The following is a 25,338-nucleotide window of genomic DNA, read 5'->3' as shown; positions in this document are numbered from 1 at the left end:
ATGATGCGCGGAGTGAGCGCAGCTAAAGAAGACGTACACAACGCCATTAAGAACATCGACAAGGGTATTTTCCCACAGGCTTTCTGCAAGATTATACCTGATATTCTGGGCGGCGACCCTGAGTACTGCAACATCATGCATGCCGACGGTGCTGGAACAAAATCAAGCTTGGCATACATGTACTGGAAAGAAACGGGTGACCTCTCCGTATGGAAAGGTATCGCACAGGATGCAGTCGTAATGAATACAGACGACTTGCTTTGCGTAGGTGCTGTAGATAACATCCTCGTTTCATCTACCATCGGTAGAAACAAGATGCTCGTTCCTGGAGACGTCATCTCTGCCATCATCAATGGTACTGATGAACTCCTCCACGAAATGAGAGAAATGGGTATCGGCATCTACCCTACAGGTGGCGAAACTGCTGACGTAGGCGACCTCGTACGTACCATCATCGTAGATTCTACCGTAACCTGCCGAATGAAACGCAGCGATGTCATCAACAATGCCAACATCCGTCCGGGCGACGTTATCGTAGGTCTTTCCTCTACAGGTCAGGCTACATACGAGAAAAAGTACAACGGCGGTATGGGCAGCAACGGACTCACCTCTGCTCGCCACGATGTTTTCGCCAAGTATCTCGCTGAGAAATACCCAGAAAGTTTCGATCATGCAGTACCAAGCGAATTGGTTTATAGCGGCAAATACAAATTAACCGACGAGGTGGAAGGCGCAACTATCAATGCAGGCGAACTTGTGCTCTCACCAACCCGCACCTACGCACCAGTCATCAAGAAATTGCTCGACGAACTGCGCCCAGAAATCCACGGTATGGTACACTGTACAGGTGGTGCACAGACCAAGGTGCTCCACTTCGTAGGAGAAGACTGCAAGGTAGTGAAGGACAACATGTTCCCAGTACCACCACTCTTCAAGGCTATCCACGACTGTTCTGGCACCGACTGGAAGGAGATGTACCAGGTATTCAACATGGGTCATCGCATGGAAATCTATGTACGCCCAGAGATTGCAGAAAAGGTCATCGCCATCAGCAAGAGCTCCAATATCGATGCACAGATCGTAGGTCACATCGAGGAAGGCAAGCGCAGCCTCACCATCAAGAGCGAATTTGGAACATTCGAATATTAATCAATAGAACATTCGAATAATAATCATCATAAAATGGATAATAACAATATATTACAGAAACTGGAAGGCTTAGAGAGCCGATACGAGGAAGTTAGCACCCTCATCACCGACCCGGATGTCATCGCAGACCAGAGCAGATACGTAAAGTTGACCAAGGAATGGAAAGACCTCGGCGACATCATGGACGCTCGTAAGCGATACATCAACTGCCTCAACTCCATCAAAGAAGCCAAGGACATTCTCGCCAACGAGAGTGACCCGGAAATGAAAGAAATGGCACGAGAGGAGTTGAACGAAAATGAAGCTCTGCAGCCAAAACTCGAAGAGGAAATCAAGATAGCACTTGTACCAAAGGATCCAGAAGATGCCAAGAACGTGCAGATGGAAATCCGTGGTGGTGCAGGTGGCGACGAGGCTGCTCTCTTCGCAGGAGACCTCTTCAGTATGTACAAGAAATACTGCGAGTCTAAGGGATGGACCGTGAGTGTAACTTCAGTCTCTGAGGGCGCCGTTGGTGGATATAAGGAAATCGACTTTGCCGTAAGCGGAACAGATGTTTACGGTACGCTGAAATATGAATCTGGCGTTCACCGCGTTCAGCGCGTGCCTGCTACCGAGACTCAAGGACGTATGCACACATCAGCAGCCACAGTAGCCGTTCTGCCAGAAGCAGACAAATTTGAGGTAAACATCAACGAGGGCGACATCAAGTGGGATACTTTCCGAAGCTCAGGTGCGGGCGGTCAGAACGTCAACAAGGTGGAATCTGGTGTCCGCCTCCGCTATCCTTGGAAGAACCCAAATACAGGCGAAGTGGAGGAAATCCTCATCGAATGTACAGAGACCCGCGACCAGCCTAAGAACAAGGAGCGCGCTTTGAGCCGACTATACACATTCATCCACGACCGCGAGCATCAGAAGTATGTAGATGATATCGCAAGCCGCCGTAAGAGCCTCGTCTCTACAGGTGACCGCAGTGCGAAAATCCGTACATACAACTTCCCTCAGGGACGCGTAACCGACCACCGTATCGGATACACTACTCACGACTTGAATGGTTTCCTCGGAGGAAACATCCAGGACATGATCGATGCGCTGACCGTGGCTGAAAACGCAGAAAAATTGAAAGAAACCGAACTATAAAAATCACAAAGAATATGAATAGAAAAGAACTAGTAGAGCAGATCTTCGCAAAGAAAACTTTTCTTTGCGTAGGTCTTGACACAGATATCGACAAATTGCCAGTATGCATTACTGAAAGTGAAGAGATTCAGGGTGCAGAAGCTAGTATGATTTTCAAATTCAACAAGGCTATCATCGATGCAACAGCTCCTTACTGCGTAGCCTACAAGCCAAACCTCGCTTTCTATGAGAGCTGTGGTGTATATGGCATGATTGCCTTCGAGAACACCGTGAAGTATCTCAAGAAGTACTACCCTAACCACTTCATCATCGCAGATGCTAAGCGTGGCGATATCGGTAATACATCCAAGATGTATGCACAGACTTTCTTCAAGGAGTATGATCTTGACTCTCTCACCGTGGCTCCTTACATGGGCGAGGATTCAGTGAAACCATTCTTAGAGTATGAGGGCAAATGGGTAATTCTGTTGGCTCTTACTAGCAACAAGGGAAGCCACGACTTCCAGCTCACAGAGGATAAGGAAGGCGAAAGACTTTTCGAGAAAGTACTGAAAAAGAGTCAGGAATGGGGCAACGAAGAAAACATGATGTATGTAGTAGGTGCTACTCAAGGCAGCATGTTTGAGGACATCCGCAAGGTAGCTCCTAACCACTTCCTTCTCGTACCAGGTGTAGGTGCACAGGGTGGAAGCCTGCAGGAAGTTTGCAAATATGGCATGATTAAGGACTGCGGTCTGCTCGTCAACTCTTCTCGCGGTATCATCTATGCCAGCAATGGTGAGGACTTCGCCGAAGTAGCTGGTCAGAAGGCGAAGGAACTCCAGGAGCAAATGGCTGCAGAATTGGCTAAAATCTAAAGTAGAATTGGCTAAACTCTAAAAGAGTAACGGTCAGACTCTATAAAAAGATAAAAAGTATCTTTTAGGCGCATTGTTTCATCAAGAATGAGGCTTTGCGCCTAAAAAATAGAGGTTTGTTTGGGAAAAAAGCGAAATATTACAAGATAATTACAAGAATTCGAAACTTTTTTACTATATTTGCACCAAATAATAAAGCAAAGCAAACCAGCCGGCAGGTTAAAGCTGGCTTAAAATCAAAAGAATAGATAAATATGGAATTTACCGCTCAACAGATTGCCCAGTTTGTTCAGGGCAAGGTAGAAGGTGATGAGAACGCAACCGTGAACACCTTCGCTAAAATTGAAGAAGGTAAGGAAGGTGCTATCTCGTTCCTTTCTAACCCGAAATATACTCACTACGTGTACGACACTAAGTCAAGCATCGTCCTCATTGACGAAAGCGTGGAACTGGAAAAGCCTGTCAGCGCTACGCTGATCCGCGTAAAGAATGCATACGAATGCGTAGCAAAACTGCTCCAGATGTATGATTCTATGAAGCCTAAGAAAACTGGCATTGATCCATTAGCTTTCGTTTCTCCAAAGGCTAAAGTGGCTGACGACGTTTACGTAGGTGCTTTCGCATACATCAGTGATGGCGCAGAAGTGGGTGAAGGAAGCCAAATTTATCCTAACGCATATATCGGTGAGGGTGTGAAAGTGGGCAAAAATGCGCTCATCTACCCTAACGTAACCGTATATCACGGATGCAAATTGGGCGATAATGTAACACTTCATGCTGGTAGTGTAGTTGGCTCTGATGGTTTCGGTTTCGCTCCGGGTCCTGAAGGCTACGACAAAATTCCACAAATCGGTATCGTTACCATCGAGGACAATGTAGAAATCGGCGCCAATACCTGTATCGACCGTTCTACAATGGGTTCTACCTACGTTCGTAAGGGGGTGAAGCTCGACAATCTCGTACAGATAGCCCACAATACCGATATCGGTGCAAATACCGTGATGTCCTCACAGGTAGGTATTGCAGGCAGTACCAAGGTTGGTCAGTGGTGTATGTTTGGCGGTCAGGTAGGTATTGCAGGTCATATCACCATCGGCGACAAGGTTTTCCTCGGAGCTCAGAGCGGTGTGCCTGGCAGTCTCAAGAGCGGTCAGCAACTCATCGGTACTCCTCCTATGGAGCAGCGTGCTTACTTCAAGTCTCAGGCCATCTTCCGTCGCTTGCCGGAAATGTATAAGGAACTGAACGACCTGAAGAAGCAGATTGAAGAACTAAAGAAAAAGTAATTTTTCAAAGTTAAATGTAAAGTGTTAAATGAGCGAATGCCACCAACAAGTTAACACTTAACATTTAACACTTAACACTTAACATTAAAATACATCGTTATGTCAAAACAGAAAACACTTAAAGGTAGTTTCTCGCTCTGCGGAAAAGGACTTCATACTGGCTTGAGCCTCACTGTTACCTTCAATCCTGCACCGGAGAACACTGGTTATAAGATACAGCGCATAGACCTCGAAGGTCAACCTATTATTCAAGCTGTGGCAGAGAACGTGGTTGAAACTCAGCGTGGTACAGTACTTGGCAAAGGCGATATCCGTGTGAGTACAATAGAACACGGAATGTCTGCACTTTATGCACTCGGCATTGACAACTGTCTAATTCAGGTCAACGGACCAGAGTTTCCTATCCTCGATGGCTCTGCAGCACCCTACGTAGAGAAAATTCAGAGTGTAGGAATTCAGGAACAGAATGCAGAGAAAGATTTCTATATCATCCGTCACAAGATAGAAGTGAAAGACGACAATGGTTCCGTCATCACCATCCTCCCAGATGAAGAATTCAGCATCACTGCCATGTGCTCTTTCGAAAGCAAGTTCATCAACAGCCAGTTTGCTACACTCGACAGAATGGAGAAATACGTTGAAGAGATTTCATCTGCACGTACTTTTGTTTTCGTACGTGACATCATGCCTTTGCTCCAAGCCAACCTCATCAAGGGTGGCGACCTCGACAATGCCATCGTTATCTACGAGCGTCAGGTAGAACAGGAACAGCTCGATCAGCTTGCTGACCATCTCAAGGTGGCTCGCATGGATGCTACAAAACTCGGCTATATCCAGCACAAACCATTGCAGTGGGAAAACGAATGTACACGCCATAAACTGCTCGATATCATCGGTGATATGGCACTCATTGGCAAACCTATCAAGGGTCGCATTATCGCTACCAGACCAGGACATACCGTCAATAATAAGTTTGCGCGACTGATGCGCAAGGAAATCCGCAAACATGAAATCCAGGCTCCTATCTACGATCCTAACGAGGAACCAATCATGGACAACATCCGTATCCGCCAGCTCTTGCCTCACCGCTACCCTATGCAGCTCGTAGATAAGGTAATCGCTATGGGTCCTACCAGCATCGTAGGTGTAAAAAACGTAACTGCTAACGAACCATTCTTCACAGGTCACTTCCCTGAAGAACCAGTAATGCCGGGTGTACTCCAGGTAGAAGCAATGGCACAGTGTGGAGGCTTGCTTGTACTCAACCAGTTGGAAGAACCAGAACGTTGGAGCACTTACTTTATGAAACTTGACGATGTGAAGTTCCGAAAAAAGGTAGTTCCTGGCGACACATTGCTTTTCCGTGTTGAGTTGTTGGCTCCAGTACGTCATGGCATTAGCAGCATGAAAGGTTACATGTTCGTAGGCGATCAGGTAGTAGCAGAAGCAACATTCACCGCTCAGATAGTAAAAAATAAATAATAACGAGAATAAAATATGAATCAAATAAGTCCTTTAGCATTTGTTCATCCAGAGGCAAAACTCGGTGACAACAATATCATCGGTCCTTTTTGTTATATCGACAAAAATACCGTGCTAGGAGATAATAATGTACTTCAAAATAGTGTAACAATACATGTAGGTGCTCGCATCGGCAATGGAAATGAAATTTTCCCAGGTGCAAGCATCTCTACCAAGCCACAGGATCTCAAGTTCCGTGGCGAGGAAACCATCTGTGAAGTGGGCAACAACAACAGTATCCGTGAGAACGTAACCATCTCTCGAGGTACAGCCTCTAAGGGTAAGACCGTAGTGGGCAGCAACAACCTTCTGATGGAATGTGTGCACGTGGCTCACGACTGTGAGTTAGGCAGCGGCTGCATCATCGGTAATTCAACCAAATTTGCAGGCGAAGTAGTAGTTGATGACAATGCTATTGTTAGTGCCAACGTACTCGTTCACCAGTTCTGCCACATCGCAGGCTATGTGATGATCCAGGGTGGATGCCGCTTCTCTCAGGATATTCCTCCTTATATTATTGCAGGTAAGGAACCGACAAAATACTGCGGTTTGAATCTCGTAGGTCTTCGTCGTCGCGGTTTCAGCAATGAGCTCATTCAGAATATCCATGAGGCTTATCGCCTTCTCTACTCTAAGGGTGTGCTGAAAGAAGGTATTCAGGAAATCAAGAACAACCTTGATGTTACTCCTGAAATTCAATACATCATCGACTTCGTAGAGACATCAAAACGAGGAATTATCAGATAATTTTCTGAAAGGAAAGAGAAAATCATCTAAAAGGAAAAGAATTATTTCCCATGAAGAAAAGAGAAGACTTTCTAAAATAAAAGAAATATTTATCATGAAGATAAGTATTTCTAAATAGAGAGAAAGTTTCTCAAGAAAAATTTTCTGAAAAGAAAGTAATTCTGAATCTAAAATATAAAAAAGAGGGAGTGTTTTCTGTTTAAAATTCTAGCGACAAAAAGACAGAAACTCAAATGAACAAGATGATGTCAAAATCAGAAGGTTCAAATGAATCTGATAATATCAAAGAATTTAAAGTCTCAAAGAAGCTGAAAGCACTCCCTTTCCCAAAAGGGAATGATCATCTTAAACTTTAAAAGCAATAAAATGAAGACCCTCATTGTTGTTCTCGGTCCAACTGGTGTAGGAAAAACAGAGCTCTGCCTATCCATAGCAGAACATTTGCAGACACCTATCATCAATGCTGATTCCCGTCAGATTTTTAAAGAACTTCCAATAGGAACTGCAGCTCCAACTAAAGAACAGCAAAAGCGAATACCCCATTACTTTGTAGGAAATCACAATATAGAAGATTATTACAGCGCAGCCATGTATGAAGCAGATGTAATGAATCTCCTACAGAACGACCTATTCAAAAGTCACGATACTGCACTTCTCACGGGCGGTAGCATGATGTATATTGATGCCGTTTGCAAGGGAATTGATGACATTCCTACTATAAGAGATGATATCCGCCAATGGATGAAGGAAAGACTGGAAAAAGAAGGTTTGGAAAAACTGGTGGAAGAACTGCAAAAGATGGATCCAGCACACTACAACATCGTAGATAAGAAAAACCCACGCAGAGTAGTTCATGCACTCGAAATCTGTCATCAAACTGGTAAGACATACACCTCCTTCCGTACTGCAGAAAAGAAAGAAAGACCATTCCGCATCATCAAAATAGGACTCAACCGAGATAGAGCAGAACTCTATGAGCGAATCAACCAGAGAGTACTCCTGATGATGGAAGAAGGACTTGAAAAAGAAGCAAGAAACGTATATTCTCAAAAAGGACTGACAGCTCTCAGAACTGTAGGATATAAAGAAATGTTTGCTTACTTTGATGGGGAAATAGACCTACAGGAAGCCATCCGACAAATCCAGTCGCATAGTAGAGAATACATGAGAAAGCAGTTGACATGGTTTAAAAGAGATGAAGAAATCACCTGGTTTCACCCCGACAACAGTAAAGAAATCATAAATTATATTGATACCTGCTTGCAAAAGAAATAATTTTGCTATTTTTGCACGTAAAAACGGTTAGAAAAGGAATTGAAAGATTCAAAAAGCTTTCTAAAGACTTCAGAATAGACTGATCTAAATCGATTTAAAAGTCTCTCAAGATTTCTGAAAAGACACGACCAAGTCGATTCTAAGGTCAATAAGGCATCAGAAAGTCAGAAAGCTTCGAAAATCTCTTCCTTCAATAGCCCTCAACAATAAAAAATATGAAAAAACTCAAGACATTTTTTGCCTGGTTATGGCACAAGTTCAGTGGCTTCTGGCCTTGGTATAGAAATCTATATCGAGGCAAAGCATGGTACACCAAAACCGCCATTGGACTGGTGAGTTGCATCGTCGCCTTCATTCTATATCTTGGCGCAGTAGATATCAACTTTCTGTGGCTCTTTGGAAAATCACCGGGCTATTTTTCAGGTATCCTGAATCCTCAGACAAGCGAGGCATCTGAAATCTATAGTGCTGATGGTAAACTGATCGGTAAATATTTTAATGAGAATCGTACACCAGTGACTTACGAAGAAGTCAACCCTGATTTCTTCAAAGCCCTTGTAGATACTGAGGACGAACGCTTTTACAAACACTTAGGTATCGACCCCATCGGCTTGTTCGGTGCTGCAAAAGATGCGCTCTTACACCATGACGCACGTGGTGCTTCTACCATCACACAACAGTTGGCAAAGAACATGTTCCGAGTTCGCTCACAATACTCTACAGGATTGTTGGGCAAGATTCCTGTTCTCCGTATTCTCATCATCAAAAGCAAGGAATGGATCATCGCAGCTAAACTCGAAACCGTATATAGCAAGAAGGAAATCATCACTATGTATGCTAATACTGTGGATTTCGGCTCCAACTCATACGGTATCAAGACAGCTGCCAAGACCTATTTCAATACCACTCCGTTGGATATGACTACAGACCAGGCTGCAGTGTTAGTGGGCATGCTGAAAGCCACAACCTACTACAACCCTCGTTCTAATCCAGAAAACAGTCTCGCCCGCAGAAATGTCGTATTATATAATATGGTAAGACACGGTGATCTGTCAAAGGAAAAATATAACGAACTGAAGGAATTGCCTATCAAACTGGACTTTAAGGTAGAAGAAAACTACGACGGACAGGCTAAATACTTCCGTGAAGCCGTTGCTAACTACCTCAAAGGTTGGTGCGAAGAAGAAGGATACGACCTCTATTCCAGCGGTCTGAAAATCTACACTACCATCGATACACGAATGCAGAAATATGCAGAAGAAGCTGCCATAAAACAGATGAAGCAGGTTCAGAAGAATTTCAACAGTCACTGGAGTATCAACCGAGGCAAGGCTGGCGAGGGGAAATGGTTGGGACAAAATCCTTGGCAGGACGAAAACCATAAGGAGATACCAAACTTCATCCAGGGCATCGCAGAGCGTCAGACCTTCTATAAGAATCTGATGGCAAAATTCCCTAATAATCCAGATTCAGTCAACTACTATTATAAGGAATGGGTTCACCCTGTTAAGGTATTTGACTATGAAAAGGGAACTGTCACCAAGATGATGACTTCAGAAGATTCCATCAAGTACATGACTACATTCATGCACTGTGCTTTTGTGGCAATGGAACCACAGACCGGTGCAGTGAAAGCATGGGTAGGAGACATCGATTTCGATGCATGGAAATACGATAAGGTAACAGCAGAACGCCAACCGGGTTCTACCTTCAAACTCTTCGTTTATACAGAGGCGATGAACCAGGGATTGACACCATGCGACAAGCGTCGTGACGAATACATCTCCATGGATGTTTACGACAAGAAGAAACATGAAATGGTAAAATGGACTCCATCCAATGCAAACGGTTCTTTCTCGGGTGATTCCATCCCATTGAAGAGTGCGTTTGCCAAGAGTATCAACTCAGTAGCCGTAAGACTCGGACAGGAAATGGGCATCAAGCGCATCATTGAAACAGCTCAAAAGATGGGTATCAACAGTCCTTTGGAGGACGAACCATCATTGGCGCTTGGTTCAAGCGACGTCAATTTGCTGGAATTGGCATGTGCCTATAGCACCATCTCAAATAATGGCATGCATCACGATCCGGTACTAGTTACACGTATCGTTGACAAAGACGGAAAGGAAGTATATACGGGTCCTTCTACTGCCGAACAGGTGATTCCATATAAGAGCGCCTTCCTGATGCAGCAGCTTCTCAGAGGAGGTATGCTGGAACCAGGCGGTACTTCACAAAGTTTGTGGGGCTATGTAGGCGACTATAAGGATACTGAATTTGGTGGAAAGACTGGTACTTCTAATAACCATTCAGATGCATGGTTTATGTGTGTAAGTCCAAAGTTAGTCTGCGGTGCCTGGGTAGGCGGCGAATACCGTTGCATCCACTTCCGCACCGGAGCTTTAGGACAAGGTTCACGCACGGCATTACCTATCTGCGGTTACTTCCTGCAATCCGTACTCAAAGATCCAGCCTTCAAGGAATATAGGGCTAAATTTGACAAACCGAAGGATGGCGACATCACCAAGGATATGTACATGTGCGCAAGTTATGTACCGAAAGCCAAAGTGGATACTACAAGGATAGACAGTGCTGCCATGAACGAGGAAATCATTCTCGATGAAAACGGCAACCCGATTATCCGAGAGATTCCAAGCTCTGAGGAGAAAGCAAATGCTGAAAAGAAGCAGGAAGAGAATGGCGAAAAGAAAGAAAAGAAAAAAGCCAAACCTGCAGAACAGGTCATCAATTTCGACGATTTATAAAGCTTGAAAAAGATAAGCTTGAAAAACAAGTAATTAAGCTTACAAGAGAAAAGCTTTTAAAGATAATAAACAATAGGACAATCGGTGGTTTCCGTCATATTACTGAAACCGCCGATTCTCTTTTTTAAGAATAACCGATATGGCTGAGAATATAGATTTACAGAACGAAGAATTGCAAAATGCTTTGCAGATCATACAATATACACACCGCTCCCTTTTCCTTACCGGAAAGGCGGGAACGGGTAAATCTACATTCCTACGCTATATCGCAGCAAACACTAAGAAAAAGCACGTGGTGCTAGCACCTACAGGTATTGCAGCCATTAATGCAGGAGGCTCTACTTTACATAGCTTTTTCAAACTCCCCTTCTATCCCCTCCTGCCTAACGACAGCAAATATAGTGTACGCAACCTGAGAAATACCATGAAATACAACTCAGAGAAAATCAAACTTCTCAGAGAAGTAGAACTCATCATCATCGATGAAATCAGTATGGTAAGAGCAGACATTATAGACTTCATTGACAAGATTCTAAGGGTTTACAACCGCAATATGCGTGAACCATTCGGAGGAAAACAGTTGCTTTTGGTGGGAGATATATACCAGTTGGAACCAGTAGTTAGGGAAGACGACAAGAAACTGCTCAGCCCTTTTTATTCCAGCAACTTTTTCTTTGATGCCAAAGTTTTCTATCAGTTCCAGTTGGTCAGCATCGAACTGAAAAAGGTGTACCGGCAGAGCGATCCTGTATTCATCAACATACTCGATCATATCCGAACCAGTCAGGTGGCAAACAGCGACCTCATAAAACTCAATGAGCGTGTGGGAGCCACTCTGGATGAAGGGGACTCACGACTGGCAATCACCTTATCTACCCGACGAGACACGGTAGATTTCATCAATGAAAACAAGTTGAAAGAGCTCCCAGGAGCCCCTACGCTCTTCAGGGGAACCATCGAAGGCGAATTTCCAGAAAGCAGTCTTCCTACCCCTATAGAACTCTATCTGAAAACAGGTGCCCAGGTGATTTTCATCAAAAATGACATCGACCACCAATGGGTTAACGGAACGTTAGGAACCGTCATCGGATTTGACGACGACGAAAACAGTCGAATCTATGTAAGAACAGAAAACGGGGAAGATGTGATGGTGGAACCGGCTGCCTGGAGCAATATGCGCTACCATTTCAATGAAACAGAGAAAAAAATAGAAGAAGAGGAAATCGGAAGATATACCCAATATCCACTCAGATTGGCGTGGGCCATCACCGTTCACAAAAGTCAGGGCCTCACTTTCAAACAGGTAAAGATAGACTTCACTGGAGGCGTATTTGCAGGTGGACAGACTTACGTAGCACTTTCCAGATGTACCAGCCTGGAAGGAATCAGCCTTCAGGAACCTATCCGCCACAATGAAGTATTCGTAAGAAATGAAGTAAAACAGTTTGCACGTCAATACAATGACCACAACATCATCAACAATGCCTTACAGCAAAGCAAGGCCGACAAGCAATATCACGATGCTGCTGCAGCCTTCGACAAGGGAGATATGCAGGGAGCACTAGATAATTTCTATCTTGCCATTCACAGTCGCTATGATATAGAAAAGCCGCTTGCAAAAAGGTTCATCCGGAGAAAACTGGATATTGTGAACCGTTTGAAAGATGAAAATGCCCAACTAAAAGAAGTCGTCAGACAAAAAGACGAAGAACGAAACAAGTTGGAAGATTACCTCAAGAAACTGGCTACAGAATTTGTGATTCTTGGAAAAGAATGTGAGAAAGAGAATATGAAGGGGGCAGCCATTAATAATTATAAAAAAGCCCTCGAACTCTATCCGACACATCCTGAAGCCATGAGAAGATTGAAAAAAATAAATAAAAATGATTCTAAAGAATAAACCTTGAAAAATGAAAAGAAGAAGAAGACTGAAGACAAAAAGAATAGCAGCACTCCTGCTCATCCTACTCACCATCATCGCTTTCTGCCTGAGAGGATGCATCAGCAAGTGTTCAAGTACAGATACAGAGAAGAAAGATTCTGTAACAAGCGTACATCTGAATGAGGTATTAAACAATAAGATGTCAGACGGGAAGGAATACAAGGAGTTTGACTCTCTTGTGGCACGTTATCTGAAAAGATGGGAAATCAATGGAGCGCAGCTCGTCATTTCCCGCAACGATTCCCTCCTCTATGCACGAGGATTTGGCTATGCTGATAAAGAAAAAGGAATCCAGATGCAGCCCAATATGGTGATGAGATTCGCATCTGTTTCCAAACTCATCACAGCCGTAGGTGTCATGAGATTGGTGGAGATGAAGAAAGTCAGGATGAGCGACAAAGTCTTTGGTCCGAAAGGAATTCTCAACGATACGACCTACAACAACAGCATCAAGGACAACAGATACTACGATATAACCGTAGAACAGTTGCTCAGACACAATGCAGGTTTTACCAACGGAGCAGGAGACCCGATGTTCTCTACAAGATACATTATCATGCAAAATCACCTCACTACTCCACCCGACCATAAGACACTGCTGAAAATCCTACTGAAAAGGCGACTCGGATATACGCCAGGTGAAGGAAGATGCTACTCCAATTTGGGCTATATGCTCCTATCAGAGATCATCGCAAAAAAATCAGGAATGAAATATGCCGATTTCATGCAGAAATATGTATTGCATCCGGCTGGCTGCTATGATATGCACATTGCAGGCACCTACTACGAAGATCGCCGACCTAACGAGGTGAAATATTACATGCATCAGGGTTCTGAAAATGTATATGAATACAACAATAGTGGCAGAATGGTACCTCGCTGTTATGGAGAGAACGATGTTCCAAGACTGGAAGGTGCCGGTGCCTGGTGCGGTTCGGCAGCAGAATTGTCAAGACTCATCGCTTGTATCGACGGAATGCCACACGTCAAGGACATTCTCAGTAAGAAGAGCGTAGAATTCATGACACGCGAACAGCCAGACCATAATTTCTCTATCGGTTGGAATTTCACTGCCAAGGGAAGACCTTGGATCAGAACAGGTTCTCTATCAGGAACATCTGCTCTCATCCTGAAATATCCTGATGGACAATGCTGGATTCTGATCACCAACACCTCCACTTGGAAGGGACATGGTTTCTCCAATGACTCCATGGCATTCTTCGAAAAACTGAGAAAGAAATACATGGCAGATATGCCAAAGAAAGACCTGTTTACGCATTTGAAGAAATAAGAAAATAAAAAAGTCATTTGTAAGCCCTACATAAGAGGACTTGACAAATGACTTTTCTTTTTGCCGTACTATGAATAATATCAAACAATTATTCTTTTCTTTTCCAGATATTCCCTACCTTTCTGCGAATCGCCACGATATTGAGCAGCGAAACAATCAGAAACAATACCGATCCCAATCCGAAGGCAGGCAGCATACTGCCATCCTCCATATCAGGATACAAGGCCTCTATGAAATCCATATAATAGTTGCGGATAAAGAAAAGAGCTACCCAGGCTATTATCAGCACAGCCACATTCAGACCCATGGTCAATATCTGATAAGGTTTTGAAACCTGCGCAGGACTATAGCCGATAAGCAGCAGATTTTCCAACTTAGATGAGTTTTTCTGAACCAGCAGATAGATACTCAGCATAAGAATATAAAAACTCAAAGCTGAAATCACCAAACCGATGACCATCACCATCATCACGATCATACGGAGGAAATAGGTAGTCTTCTCAGCATCCAACTTATCCGTTTCCACCTCATAACCATGATTATCGAGATATTGACTGATATTCTCATCCGCAGGATTTCCCACCTCCACAATCAAACGAGTAGGATCACTATGATTATCGGGAGCAAATTCCTGATTACTCCAGTCCATAAACGCCTGAGGAACGAGGATTGTATTCAGACGGGAAGAGAAACCGATCACCTTACCCTTAAACTGTTCCTTCTTACCTCCTGCTTGAATGAAAATCTGAAAATCAATCATGCCCATCAGTCCATCACTGATTTTAGGGAGAGAATGACTCTGGGCAAAACCGAAATTATACATATTAATATAGGTACGAGGCAGAATAATCGGAACCTCATGTGCCCCAGGCTCATATTTCCAGTCTTTCAGAGGAACATCCACAAAACCATCTGGAACACTCTCGAAGAACAGTTCTGAGTTGAGTACATTCACACCGTTCACGCCCATAGAAGCATCCACTTTGTATTCAGTAGAAGTAAATTTACCTATTTTCTTCACAAACTTCTGCGATGAAATCTCATCAATCTCACTACCCGCAAAACTGTTGGTTCTACCACTGATCGTATTCCCCATACCGATTTTCTTACTCATGATAAGATAATCAGCCTTCATAAAACTATCTTGCTGGGTGAACACAGGCAAGACATCCTGATAAAACTGAAAGCCGAAAAGAACAATCAGCATACCAAATAGATTGGCAAAAGCAAAACCAGCAAACTGCGAGATACTGATATGTTGCCTAAGTAATTTCCAAACTAAATTCATAACACCAAAACTAAACTATAATCTTACAATCTTTTCGTAGGCAAGATCCATGTGCTTACCGATACTGGTCACGATGACACCAGCCCCCTGTCTGCCCGCTTCTTCCATCATGATATTTCCCATGATGCGAGAATTGGTATCATCCAGGTGACTGATAGGCTCATCAGCCAAGATAAAATCGAAAGGCTGACACAGTGCACGAATCATAGCCACACGCTGCTGCTGACCAAAGGACATACGCCCTATCTTGGCATCCACCTTATCAGCAATGCCCAATCTTTCAAACCATTGTAGGATGGTATCTTTCTGCTGAAATCCTGTGATTTTATTCTTGATTTCAACATTCTCCATCGCCGTGAGTTCTGGGAAAAGACGAAGTTCCTGAAAGAGATGACTGATATGTCGCTTTCTTACCTCTACCCAATCTTTCACCTGATAATGAGCGGTCACATCCTTGTCAAACAACACACTTCCGCTATAGTCGTGACGATACCCCAAAACATAACTGCAGAAAGTACTCTTACCCTTTCCGCTGTCTGCTTCAACAAGATAAAGATGCCCTTTCTCAAAAGAGACATCCTGCTGCCATATCTCCGAATCAAGATCATTGCGCTGCGCAAAGACCTGAGGGAGAACAGATTGAAACTGAATTGTTTCCACTTTGATATATATTTAAAAAACTTAGTTATTTATATTTTAAAAACTTAGTTTACCATTACTTCAATGTATATACAACGGAATTGAGATTTCCGAAAATCGGACTCAGCAGAGAAGTAACTGCCGCCATGGCATCACCGCTGTTACCAGTTTTGTTGAGATTGATAACCATCGCCAACTTCTGCCCTTTGATTTCTTTTCTGATATCCGCAGAAACCGGATGATTAGAACGCTTGATGGCATAGGAAGCAAGCAGCTCGTCACTTCCGCTAAAGAACTGTTTGTCATCGCTAACACCGAAATAGAAAGACGTTTTCCCATCCGTGTAATAATAGGCATTCTTCCCCCAGTCGGCAATAGAAGCCCCCTTAGGACATGACTCTTTCCAGTAATCTACATCTGCCAACCACTGATAATGAGCCAATTGCGCAGCCATCGTCATCTTCAGATTAGCATCAGAGAAAGAAGGTAGTACGATAGCCATATCACCATTCACACTCCTGATGATATTATCCATATCAATAGCCGCATTGATGCCAAGTAAAAGCTGTTGGATACCCTTATTGGTCTGCATCATCGGCAGAAATTTCTTACCATCCACATTCATGAAGATACCAGCAGTAGCATCATCAGGCATCGATTCCAGATACTTGCCCTGTATAGGACGGTAAGAAGCAACCGCAGACTGGAGAGCCTGATTGATATCAGGATTGAAAGAGAAAGTCTCGCCTTTGATTCTGAGCATACACTTCTGTAGATTCATTTCGGCAGCAATGACGATTTGAGAAGCATCCGCATTCTTAGGAGCGCCCAAGGTGAAAGGAGCCACAAACTTCTCTGGCAAAGCCTGAGCCTGAGCCACTAATGCCATCGGAGAAGAGATTGAATCGAGACGTTCAAACATCGGAGAAGACTGGATGCCATGTTCTTCGTCAGCCTTCAGATACTTGATCATCATGCGTTGCAGTTCAGCTTGAGCATCAGCAACAACAGGTCCCATGATGAGGAGCGCCTGATCTGAGAAACCTACCAACCAGGAATTCTTGAGCACAGAAAAATGAAAGCCTTTCTTTTCAGTTACATTTTCGCAAAGTTTCTGTTCCTTCGATAATTGGTTTAACCAATCTTCCAAATCGGCAGCATCAGAAACCTTTGCACAAAGTCCCAAGTTCCCATCAACAGTCTCAAAGAGATACATTTTTTCAGAAACATCAATGCCACAATCAGTCACATCCTCCACATGAAGCAAAGACTTCAATACACCAGTCTTACTGGCTTGCGGATTACTCTCAGCCATTTTCTGCATATCAATGGAGATGAGTGCAGAACTGTTGGCAGGAATAGCGTTGATATAATCAGACCCAGAACAGGAACAGAAAAATACCATTCCCGTAATCAGCCAGGCAAGTGCCATGCTGATATTCATTTTTTTCATCAGTTCCATTATATAAATTAAATTAAATGCGTCGAGCCAAATTAGCCATAGCCACAGCCATCAGACCAGCGGTCTCCGTACGTAATCGGCTGGTACCAAGACTCACCGATACATATCCATGTTGCAAGGCCAACTGCACCTCTTCGATAGAGAAATCCCCCTCCGGACCCACGAGAATCGTCACATCCCCCTCATCATCGAAAGGCTTCTGGAGTTCAGCAAACAAGTCCACCTTGTCTATCTCCTCATAGCAGTGGCAGATATATTTTTTCCCCGTGCGAGGCTGGGCTATAAACTCCTTAAAAGGAATCATTTCATTCACCACAGGTTTCCAAGCCTTATGACTCTGCTTGACGGCAGAAACCACAATTTTATCCATGCGGTCCACACGAATAGTCTTGCGCTCAGAAAATTTGGCAGAGAGGAAAGAGAGTTCATCAAAACCGATTTCCGTAGCCTTTTCAGCCATCCATTCGATACGGTCCATCATCTTCGTAGGCGCAATAGCCAGATGCACCTTCCCCTTCCAGGCAGGCTGTTGAGGGAAGGTCTCCAATATCTGATAGAGACAGTGCTTGCTGGAGGCGAGGCTAACTTCAGCACGATAGAAGTTCCCCTCGCCGTCCATCAGATTTATCTCATCACCCGAGGTGAGGCGCAACACTTTCAGTGCATGCTTAGCCTCCTCCTGAGGCAATTCAGTCACTTTGCCTGCATCAGGCACAAAAAAATATCTTATCTCTTTCATTCGTGCTTATCTTTATGTCTTTTATTGAGTTCATCCCGCAAATTGGAAGCCATCTCATAGTTTTCAGTCTCAATCGCCATCTGGAGAGAATTCTTGAGCAACTTTTCAGAGAGTACGGATAAAGGAAGTCCAACCTTCGTAGCACCCGTTACGTAAGGAATTGAATGAAGGCGCATCACCTCTGCCGAAGCATAAATATGAAGCTTGCAGGCAACAGACATAAAAATTCCATCACTACATCTGATAGGGAAAGACTTCTGTGTCAACCGATCATAAATTTCAGTTTGATAAACACCATCTTTGACACCATTGATCCTGACCTCCAGCGAACTCTTATCCCGCGTAGCTAAGATATCATTCACCACACTGGGGAAAAGCATCTGGGTCTCAGGCCTATCCGTCATATACTTCATGATCAGATCACGCATCTCCAGCTCACAAGAAACGACAATCTGTCTTGTCTCTGTAGCATTAACCAAAGACACCAGAGCCACATCCTTGATTCCCAAAATCTCGGAAACACTTTTAATTAATAATAAAGAGTCCATAAATAATCATCTCCTATAAAAAATCACACATTAGTTCAGCTTCTTGGGTTTAAACAAGAAAGCAAAGAGTACGGCTACAACAAGCGCATAACCGGCAAAAATCAACCAGCAACTTCTCCAGTCGCCCATCAGATAACCCTGTTCGTTGAACTGGCAATAATGATTGATCACCTGTCCAGCCAACAGCGTACCGATCGTAGCACCCAGACCATTCGTCATCAGCATAAACAGTCCCTGAGCAGATGCCCTAATCTTCGGGTCGCATTTCTGATCAACAAACAAGCCGCCCGAAACATTGAAGAAGTCGAAAGCCACACCATATACGACGCAGGAAGCCACAAAGAGGATAACACCAGGGAAAGCAGGATTACCCAATCCGAAGAATCCAAATCGGAGCACCCAGGCAAACATGGCTATCAACATCACCACCTTGATACCAAAACGCTTCAGGAAGAACGGAATCAGCAGGATACACAGTGCCTCAGCCACCTGAGATATAGAAACCAACAGAGTAGCATTATTGGCAGCAAACGTATCTATCATGGCAGGATCTCCCTTGAAACTGGTAATAAAAGGAGTAGCATAACCATTGGTCACCTGCAGAGACATGCCCAATAGGCAGGAGAAAATAAAGAACAGCGCCATCTGCTTAGACTTAAACAGTTTGAAGGCATCCAGTCCCCACATCTCCGCAATACTCTGGTTTTCCTTCCTGACTATCTTACACTGAGGCAAGGAATAGCAATAGAGGAAAAGCACAAAGCTCATCAATCCCGACATGAGGAACTGCAGATGCGTATATTGGAACTTATTTGCATTTTCTATAAGGAGGAAAGAGAAAGAACCGTCTTCCCATGTCGCACAATTCACCACCCACATCATGAGGATGAAGCCGACAGTACCGAACACACGGATAGGTGGGAAGTCCTTCACCGTATCCAGTCCATGATCCTTGAGAATGGTGAAAGCAGCCGTGTTTGACAGTGCGAGTGTAGGCATATAGAAAGCCACACTGAAGGTATAGACAGACATAAAGAGCACCTCGTCCGGTTGAGCCGCAGCCTGTCCCATAGCAAAGAGCGCACACATCCCAAAACCTGCTAAGAGATGGCAATATCCGAGGAGGCGTTGAGGCTGAATCCATTTATCAGCAACAATACCCATCAAGGTAGGCATAAAGATAGACACTATTCCCTGAATAGCGTAAAACCAGGCAATTTCGGCACCCATGCCAGCTTTGCCAAGATAATTACCCATAGAAGTAAGATAAGCTCCCCAGACAGCAAACTCTAAGAAGTTCATCACTGCCAAACGTACTTTTAAATTCATGCTATTATATTTTTTTAAGTTTAATTCAAAATGCGTTTTTATAAAATGCAAAGATAATGAATATTCTTGAAATAAAACAAGAAAATAAAAAAATCTCATGAAGTTATGGTCAATATTTAACAAATTATGTGTAATTTTGCAGCCAAATTAAAACAGAAAGACAGATGTTATTGAATTTTTTTGCGACGTGCAACAAGATTGGGGCTTTCACCTTGGGAGGAGGCTATGCCATGATCCCCATCATGGAGAGAGAGTTTGTGGATAAAAACAAGTGGATGGACAAACAGGAGTTCATGGACATCATGGTAGTAGCGCAGACCACTCCGGGAATATTTGCCATCGACATGGCCAGTCATATCGGATATAAATTAAAAGGAGTATGGGGAGGCATCGTGGGCGCCATCGGTATAGCCTTGCCATCAATCATCGCCATCCTCATCATCGCTATGTTCTTCCAGCATTTCAAGGACAATTACTGGGTGGCTAAGTTTTTTGCAGGTGTAAGACCAGCTGTAGTAGCCCTGATAGCAGCACCTTGTTTCAAGATGGCAAAGACAGCCAATATCAATAAGTACAATTTTTGGATACCGATTGTATGCTGTGCGCTCATCGCATTGCCGATATTCGCCGTATCCCCTATTTATATCATCATCGCTGCCGGTGTACTCGGTTGGCTTTATGGCAGAATCATCAAAAAGGACAAATAAAAAAGCAAATATGATTTTTCTGGATTTATTTCTCACGTTCACAAAGATAGGAACATTCAATTTTGGCGGAGGCTATGCCATGCTTTCGCTCATCCACAATGAGACAGTAGTAAAAAATCACTGGCTCACGAATGCCGAGTTCACGGACATCGTAGCTATCAGCCAGTCCACACCTGGACCAATCGGTATCAACTGTGCCACTTATGTAGGTTACACCTCCGTACTTCATGCAGGCTATTCCCATTGGGTAGCCTGTATAGGTTCATTCATAGCCTCCCTTTCAATCATGTGGTTACCCTTTATCATCATGATTTTAATCAGTCGGTATTTAATGAGCCACAAGGATTCCAAGGATGTGCAGAACATTTTCAGCGGTCTCCGTCCAGCCATTATAGGTCTGATAGCCGCAGCAGCAGTATTATTGATGAACAAGGAGAATTTCGGTTCGCCAGAGGAGAGTCCATACCAGTTTACCATCAGCATACTCCTCTTTGCCTTCGCCTTTTATTTCACAAAAGTAAGGAAGACGAATCCTATTTTAGTCATGCTGTTTTGTGGACTCATCGGAATATTCATATTATAGAAAAGCATGATAAACAAACCGATGAGAAATATTTAAGAAATATGAAGCTTAACAAAATCCATCATGTAGCCGTGATTTGTTCCGACTATGCGAAATCCAAGCATTTCTACACAGATGTGCTCGGAATGAAGATTATGAGTGAAAACTATCGTAAGGAACGTGACTCCTGGAAAGCTGACTGCTGGCTTGATGACAACTATATCATCGAGTTATTCTCCTTTCCTAACCCACCAGCACGTCCTTCCTATCCGGAAGCAGCCGGTCTGCGCCATCTTGCTTTTGAGGTAGATAACCTTTTGGAGACAATTGATGAACTATACAGTAAAGGCATCGTGCATGAACCCATTCGCACGGATGAATATACAGGCAAGCGTTTTGTATTCTTCAATGACCCAGATGGTTTACCGATAGAACTGTATGAAAAATAAAGATTCCGTTTAATCGTATTTGAAAAAATGCAGCAAATAAACATCCAATATTACAACTCGCCCTGCGGAGAGTTAATTCTGGCATCAGTGGGTGATGATTTGTGTCTTTGTGATTGGAATAAAATGCCATGTTCAGAGCACAATAAAAATAGACTTACAAGGTATATGAATGCAGATTTCAAGATTGAAACATCCCTTGTTCTGGAACAGACCAAGCTGCAACTGGATGAATATTTTTTGGGCACCCGCAGGTCATTCGAAATTCCATTGTATCCTGTAGGAACAGATTTCCAGAAAAAAGTATGGAGTGCATTGCTCGAAATACCATACGGTGAAACTAGAAGCTATAAGGACATAGCTCAAAATATAGGCAATCCTAAGGGAAGCAGAGCCGTAGCAGGAGCTATCGGAGTCAATGGCATCAGTATTCTTATTCCTTGCCATCGCGTTATCGGCAGCAACCGTTCCCTGACAGGTTTTGCCGGAGGACTGGAAGCTAAGAGAATTTTGCTGGAGCTGGAGACAGAATAATCATAAAAGCATTCCATCATTTGTAAATTCAATAAGATTTGTAAAAAACAAAATGAATATCAAGTCAATAGGTAATAAAATCAAGGGTAATCCCAAGATGATAGAGGGCACGGTATATTCCATGCTCATCATCTGCAGTGTTTCCCATTTTCTGAACGATATGATTCAGTCGATCATTCCTTCCATCTACCCGATCGTGAAGGATAAGTTCGACTTCTCGTTTGCACAGATAGGTATCATCACACTGGTCTTCCAGATGACATCTTCCATCTTGCAACCTTTCACAGGACTTTATGCCGATAAGCATCCCCGTCCCTATGCCCTCTCCATCGGCATGTGCTTCACATTGGTGGGCCTGCTCCTGCTGGCTTTCGCCGAGAATTATTTCCTGATTCTCCTGGCAGTGAGCGTTGTCGGCCTGGGGTCGTCCGTGTTTCATCCCACAGCATCGAGAGTGGCCCAGATGGCATCGGGAGGTAAGAAGAGTCTGGCACAATCCATCTTCCAGGTGGGCGGCAATGGCGGATCGGCAATAGGACCACTGTTAGCAGCCATCATCATCCTGCCTTTCGGCCAGCATGCCATCTCCTTGTTTGCCCTTGCAGCCCTGCTTGCCGCAATCATCATGGTAAGATTGGGAGTCTGGTATAAAGCACGATTGGCTTACGTGGTAAAACATCCGCAGAAACAGCCCCTTCTTAATAACCATATCTCTAAAAGGGTGAAGTATTGGGCACTATTTATCCTCATCATGCTCGTGTTCTCCAAGTATTTCTATACGGCGTGCATTACGAGTTACTTCACCTTCTTCCTGATGGATAAGTTCGGGGTATCAGTACAGACCTCTCAGTTGTGCCTCTTCGTATTCCTTGCCGCCTTTGCCATAGGTACGGTGGCAGGAGGAATGCTGGGTGACAAGTTTGGCAGGAAGTATGTCATCTGGTTCTCCATTCTGGGAGCAGCACCCTTTGCCATCGCCATGCCTTTTGTGAACTTCACATGGACCATCATCTGCACCTTCATGTCAGGACTGATCATCGCATCGGCATTCTCTTCCATCGTGGTATATGCCACCGACCTAATGCCGGATAAAGTGGGATTGATAGCAGGCATTTTCTTCGGACTGATGTTCGGACTGGGAGGTTTGGGTTCAGCCTTCTTCGGCTGGTTAGCCGACAAGACCAGTATTGAGTTTATCTTCCAGGTGAGTGCCTTCCTGCCATTGCTCGGCATCATAGCAGGATTCTTGCCGAATACCCAGAAGAGAAGCGTTAAAGAAACTGATGAAAACGCAAAGTAAATGAAAGACTTTGATTTTAAATAATTGTATAAGAGAGTATTAAAAATGGAACAAGAAGAAAAGAAACAGAAATCTCAAGCTGCAGAGAATCAGGCATCCTGCCCACCGCAGCAGCCAGCTAGTCCACATCCTTTCATTTCTGTCATACCACTGGCAGTACTTATCGCCCTCATCGTCCTGGTTGTCAAACTCTTCCCTGACGATGCCCTGGCCGGTGCCTCCCAGGTGGCCCTTATGATAGCCACTGCCGTATGTGTGGCACTCGGCATGGGCATCTATAGGATGAAATGGAATATCTTTGAAGAGATGATCAAAAAGACGGTGGGCGATGCCGGAGTATCTATCCTGATCCTGCTGCTCATCGGAATGATGTCAGCAACCTGGATGATCAGTGGCATAGTACCTACATTGATATATTATGGCGTACAGATTATGTCACCAATCTTTTTCCTTCCCTGCGCATGCATCATCTCCAGCATTATTTCTGTGATGACGGGAACCTCATGGACCACCATTGCCACCATCGGTATTGCCCTGATGGGAATCGGTGATGCCCTGGGAATACCAGCCCCATATACCGCTGGAGCCATCATTTCGGGAGCCTATTTTGGTGATAAGCTCTCACCTATGAGCGATACCACGGTCCTGGCTTCAAGCATAGCCGGTGCCGATCTTTTCTCGCATATTCGCTACATGCTCTATACCACCATACCAAGCATCTTGCTCTCGCTGGTACTCTATCTCATCATCGGACTCTGCTATGATTCCAAGCCTGTGGATATTAGCCAGTATCTTACCGGTCTGAGTCATGGTTTCAATATCTCCCTACTTACGATGCTCGTTCCAGCTTTTACAGGATGGCTCATCTACCGCAAGACCCCCTCTCTCATCACACTTCTTCTTTCAGCCCTTTCAGCATGCATCTGTGCCCTCGCCCTCCAACCGGAAGTACTGGTAAAGATTGCTGACGAAGACAGCATCACTGCCAAGAGTCTCTTTGAGGGAATCATGACCACCTGCTACACCCATACCCAGGTAGATTGCGGTATGGCGAACATCAATAATCTTGTTGCCACCCGAGGCATGGCTGGCATGCTCAATACCATCTGGCTCATCCTCTGTGCCATGTGTTTCGGGTCATGTATGGTAGCCAGCGGCATGCTTCACGCTATCACCCACATGCTTCTGAAAAGCATACACAGCACAATATCACTTGTATGCAGTACTGTGGCATCGGGTGTGTTGCTCAATCTCGTTATGGGCGACCAGTTCCTGAGTATCATCATGAATGCATCTATCTACAAGGATGAGTATGCAGAACGAGGTTACCGACCTGAACTCTTAAGCCGAAGTACAGAGGATAGTGCTACCGTGACGAGCGTACTGGTTCCATGGACTGCCTGCGGTATGACGCAAAGTACGGTTCTTGGAATCCCAACTCTGATCTATCTCCCCTTCTGTTTCTTCAATATCATCAGTCCTTTGATGAGTTGTCTGGTTGCCATTCTAGGTTTCGTACCCAAACCACAACCCAAGGAAAGCAAAGCATCTGTAGCGGAAGAGTCTGATATCCATTAAATATATAGGAGATTCATAGATATAGGAGACTCATAAAACTGAAAAATGATTCAAAAGGAAACCAAACAAAAGAAGCAAGACCACCTTCATACCAAGTCCGTATCCTCTCCGTACCAAGACTTAGCCTTTGCAGAGTGGGGAAGTCTCCACTACCACTATTTTATGATACAAATCTGCAGAAGGGGCGTTTTTCTTTGTTCTAAATGTCCATGACTCCTTTCCATTCCATC

Annotated in this window: 23 protein-coding genes; 17 read left to right on the top strand and 6 right to left on the bottom strand. The window is 44.1% G+C overall.

The features are described from left to right. The 11 genes from EXN75_RS02430 (at position 1) to EXN75_RS02385 (ending at position 13,976) form a co-directional block, all read left to right on the top strand. A complete protein-coding gene (locus EXN75_RS02430) occupies positions 1–1,149 on the top strand; it encodes an AIR synthase-related protein (protein ID WP_134842685.1) in 1,149 nt (382 codons plus the stop codon). Between the two features lie 33 nt (positions 1,150–1,182). Continuing rightward, positions 1,183–2,292 (top strand): peptide chain release factor 1, encoded by a 1,110-nt coding sequence (gene prfA / locus EXN75_RS02425; RefSeq protein WP_022110832.1) that lies wholly within the window; start codon positions 1,183–1,185, stop codon positions 2,290–2,292. A 14-nt stretch (positions 2,293–2,306) separates the two neighbouring features. Then, positions 2,307–3,149 (top strand): orotidine-5'-phosphate decarboxylase, encoded by an 843-nt coding sequence (gene pyrF, locus EXN75_RS02420; RefSeq protein ID WP_134842651.1) that lies wholly within the window; start codon positions 2,307–2,309, stop codon positions 3,147–3,149. A gap of 254 nt (positions 3,150–3,403) precedes the next feature. Beyond that, positions 3,404–4,435 carry a UDP-3-O-(3-hydroxymyristoyl)glucosamine N-acyltransferase gene (gene lpxD / locus EXN75_RS02415; protein WP_134842650.1) on the top strand — a complete coding sequence of 344 codons (1,032 nt, stop codon included), beginning with the start codon at positions 3,404–3,406 and terminating at the stop codon, positions 4,433–4,435. Between the two features lie 99 nt (positions 4,436–4,534). Further along, on the top strand, positions 4,535–5,917 hold the full coding sequence (locus EXN75_RS02410; protein ID WP_263011543.1) for a bifunctional UDP-3-O-[3-hydroxymyristoyl] N-acetylglucosamine deacetylase/3-hydroxyacyl-ACP dehydratase: 1,383 nt from the start codon (positions 4,535–4,537) through the stop codon (positions 5,915–5,917). Positions 5,918–5,932: 15 nt separating this feature from the next. Continuing rightward, positions 5,933–6,703 (top strand): acyl-ACP--UDP-N-acetylglucosamine O-acyltransferase, encoded by a 771-nt coding sequence (gene lpxA / locus EXN75_RS02405; protein ID WP_118115748.1) that lies wholly within the window; start codon positions 5,933–5,935, stop codon positions 6,701–6,703. A gap of 233 nt (positions 6,704–6,936) precedes the next feature. Further along, entirely contained in the window at positions 6,937–7,059 is a 123-nt protein-coding gene (locus tag EXN75_RS18455; RefSeq protein WP_281279447.1) for a hypothetical protein, read from the top strand. 10 nt (positions 7,060–7,069) lie between these two features. Next, positions 7,070–7,978 carry a tRNA (adenosine(37)-N6)-dimethylallyltransferase MiaA gene (gene miaA, locus EXN75_RS02400; RefSeq protein ID WP_134842649.1) on the top strand — a complete coding sequence of 303 codons (909 nt, stop codon included), beginning with the start codon at positions 7,070–7,072 and terminating at the stop codon, positions 7,976–7,978. A gap of 215 nt (positions 7,979–8,193) precedes the next feature. Then, entirely contained in the window at positions 8,194–10,743 is a 2,550-nt protein-coding gene (locus EXN75_RS02395) for a transglycosylase domain-containing protein (protein ID WP_134842648.1), read from the top strand. Between the two features lie 139 nt (positions 10,744–10,882). Continuing rightward, a complete protein-coding gene (locus EXN75_RS02390; protein ID WP_167639429.1) occupies positions 10,883–12,643 on the top strand; it encodes an AAA family ATPase in 1,761 nt (586 codons plus the stop codon). Between the two features lie 10 nt (positions 12,644–12,653). Further along, positions 12,654–13,976 (top strand): serine hydrolase domain-containing protein, encoded by a 1,323-nt coding sequence (locus EXN75_RS02385; protein ID WP_134842647.1) that lies wholly within the window; start codon positions 12,654–12,656, stop codon positions 13,974–13,976. Positions 13,977–14,064: 88 nt separating this feature from the next. On the opposite strand, the gene EXN75_RS02380 is transcribed toward EXN75_RS02385, so the two are convergent. Genes EXN75_RS02380 through EXN75_RS02355 form a run of 6 tightly spaced genes read right to left on the bottom strand, consistent with a single transcriptional unit; the run spans position 14,065 to position 19,981 of the window. Further along, positions 14,065–15,264 (bottom strand): cell division FtsX domain-containing protein, encoded by a 1,200-nt coding sequence (locus EXN75_RS02380; RefSeq protein ID WP_134842646.1) that lies wholly within the window; start codon positions 15,262–15,264, stop codon positions 14,065–14,067. Positions 15,265–15,279: 15 nt separating this feature from the next. Next, positions 15,280–15,924 (bottom strand): ATP-binding cassette domain-containing protein, encoded by a 645-nt coding sequence (locus tag EXN75_RS02375; protein WP_134842645.1) that lies wholly within the window; start codon positions 15,922–15,924, stop codon positions 15,280–15,282. A gap of 55 nt (positions 15,925–15,979) precedes the next feature. Continuing rightward, positions 15,980–17,356: a DUF4836 family protein gene (locus EXN75_RS02370; protein ID WP_408005915.1), complete on the bottom strand. Its 1,377-nt coding sequence runs from the start codon at positions 17,354–17,356 to the stop codon at positions 15,980–15,982. Positions 17,357–17,378: 22 nt separating this feature from the next. Continuing rightward, positions 17,379–18,104, bottom strand: coding sequence for a 16S rRNA (uracil(1498)-N(3))-methyltransferase (locus EXN75_RS02365; RefSeq protein ID WP_134842643.1), 726 nt, complete (start codon positions 18,102–18,104; stop codon positions 17,379–17,381). Beyond that, a complete protein-coding gene (locus EXN75_RS02360) occupies positions 18,101–18,652 on the bottom strand; it encodes a bifunctional nuclease domain-containing protein (protein WP_118115763.1) in 552 nt (183 codons plus the stop codon). Before EXN75_RS02360 ends, EXN75_RS02365 begins: the two co-directional genes overlap by 4 nt. 30 nt (positions 18,653–18,682) lie before the next feature. Then, entirely contained in the window at positions 18,683–19,981 is a 1,299-nt protein-coding gene (locus tag EXN75_RS02355; RefSeq protein ID WP_134842642.1) for an MFS transporter, read from the bottom strand. A gap of 164 nt (positions 19,982–20,145) precedes the next feature. Between EXN75_RS02355 and EXN75_RS02350 the strand changes: the two genes are divergently transcribed. From EXN75_RS02350 to EXN75_RS02325, 6 genes are read left to right on the top strand one after another with little or no spacing between them, the layout of a single operon-like run. After that, positions 20,146–20,688, top strand: a complete 543-nt coding sequence (locus EXN75_RS02350; protein WP_134842641.1) for a chromate transporter — start codon at positions 20,146–20,148, stop codon at positions 20,686–20,688. A 10-nt stretch (positions 20,689–20,698) separates the two neighbouring features. Next, positions 20,699–21,271, top strand: coding sequence for a chromate transporter (locus EXN75_RS02345; protein ID WP_134842640.1), 573 nt, complete (start codon positions 20,699–20,701; stop codon positions 21,269–21,271). 41 nt (positions 21,272–21,312) lie between these two features. Next, on the top strand, positions 21,313–21,699 hold the full coding sequence (gene gloA2 / locus EXN75_RS02340) for an SMU1112c/YaeR family gloxylase I-like metalloprotein (protein ID WP_134842639.1): 387 nt from the start codon (positions 21,313–21,315) through the stop codon (positions 21,697–21,699). 27 nt (positions 21,700–21,726) lie between these two features. After that, positions 21,727–22,230, top strand: a complete 504-nt coding sequence (locus EXN75_RS02335; protein ID WP_134842638.1) for a methylated-DNA--[protein]-cysteine S-methyltransferase — start codon at positions 21,727–21,729, stop codon at positions 22,228–22,230. A gap of 52 nt (positions 22,231–22,282) precedes the next feature. Further along, on the top strand, positions 22,283–23,530 hold the full coding sequence (locus EXN75_RS02330) for an MFS transporter (RefSeq protein WP_118115775.1): 1,248 nt from the start codon (positions 22,283–22,285) through the stop codon (positions 23,528–23,530). Positions 23,531–23,575: 45 nt separating this feature from the next. Beyond that, positions 23,576–25,108 carry a Na+/H+ antiporter NhaC family protein gene (locus tag EXN75_RS02325; protein WP_134842637.1) on the top strand — a complete coding sequence of 511 codons (1,533 nt, stop codon included), beginning with the start codon at positions 23,576–23,578 and terminating at the stop codon, positions 25,106–25,108. The last annotated feature ends 230 nt before the right edge of the window (positions 25,109–25,338 follow it).

Origin of the sequence: Segatella hominis (genome assembly GCF_004535825.1) — a bacterium.
GTDB lineage: Bacteria > Bacteroidota > Bacteroidia > Bacteroidales > Bacteroidaceae > Prevotella > Prevotella hominis.
This window is presented reverse-complemented; position numbering and strand designations above follow the sequence as displayed.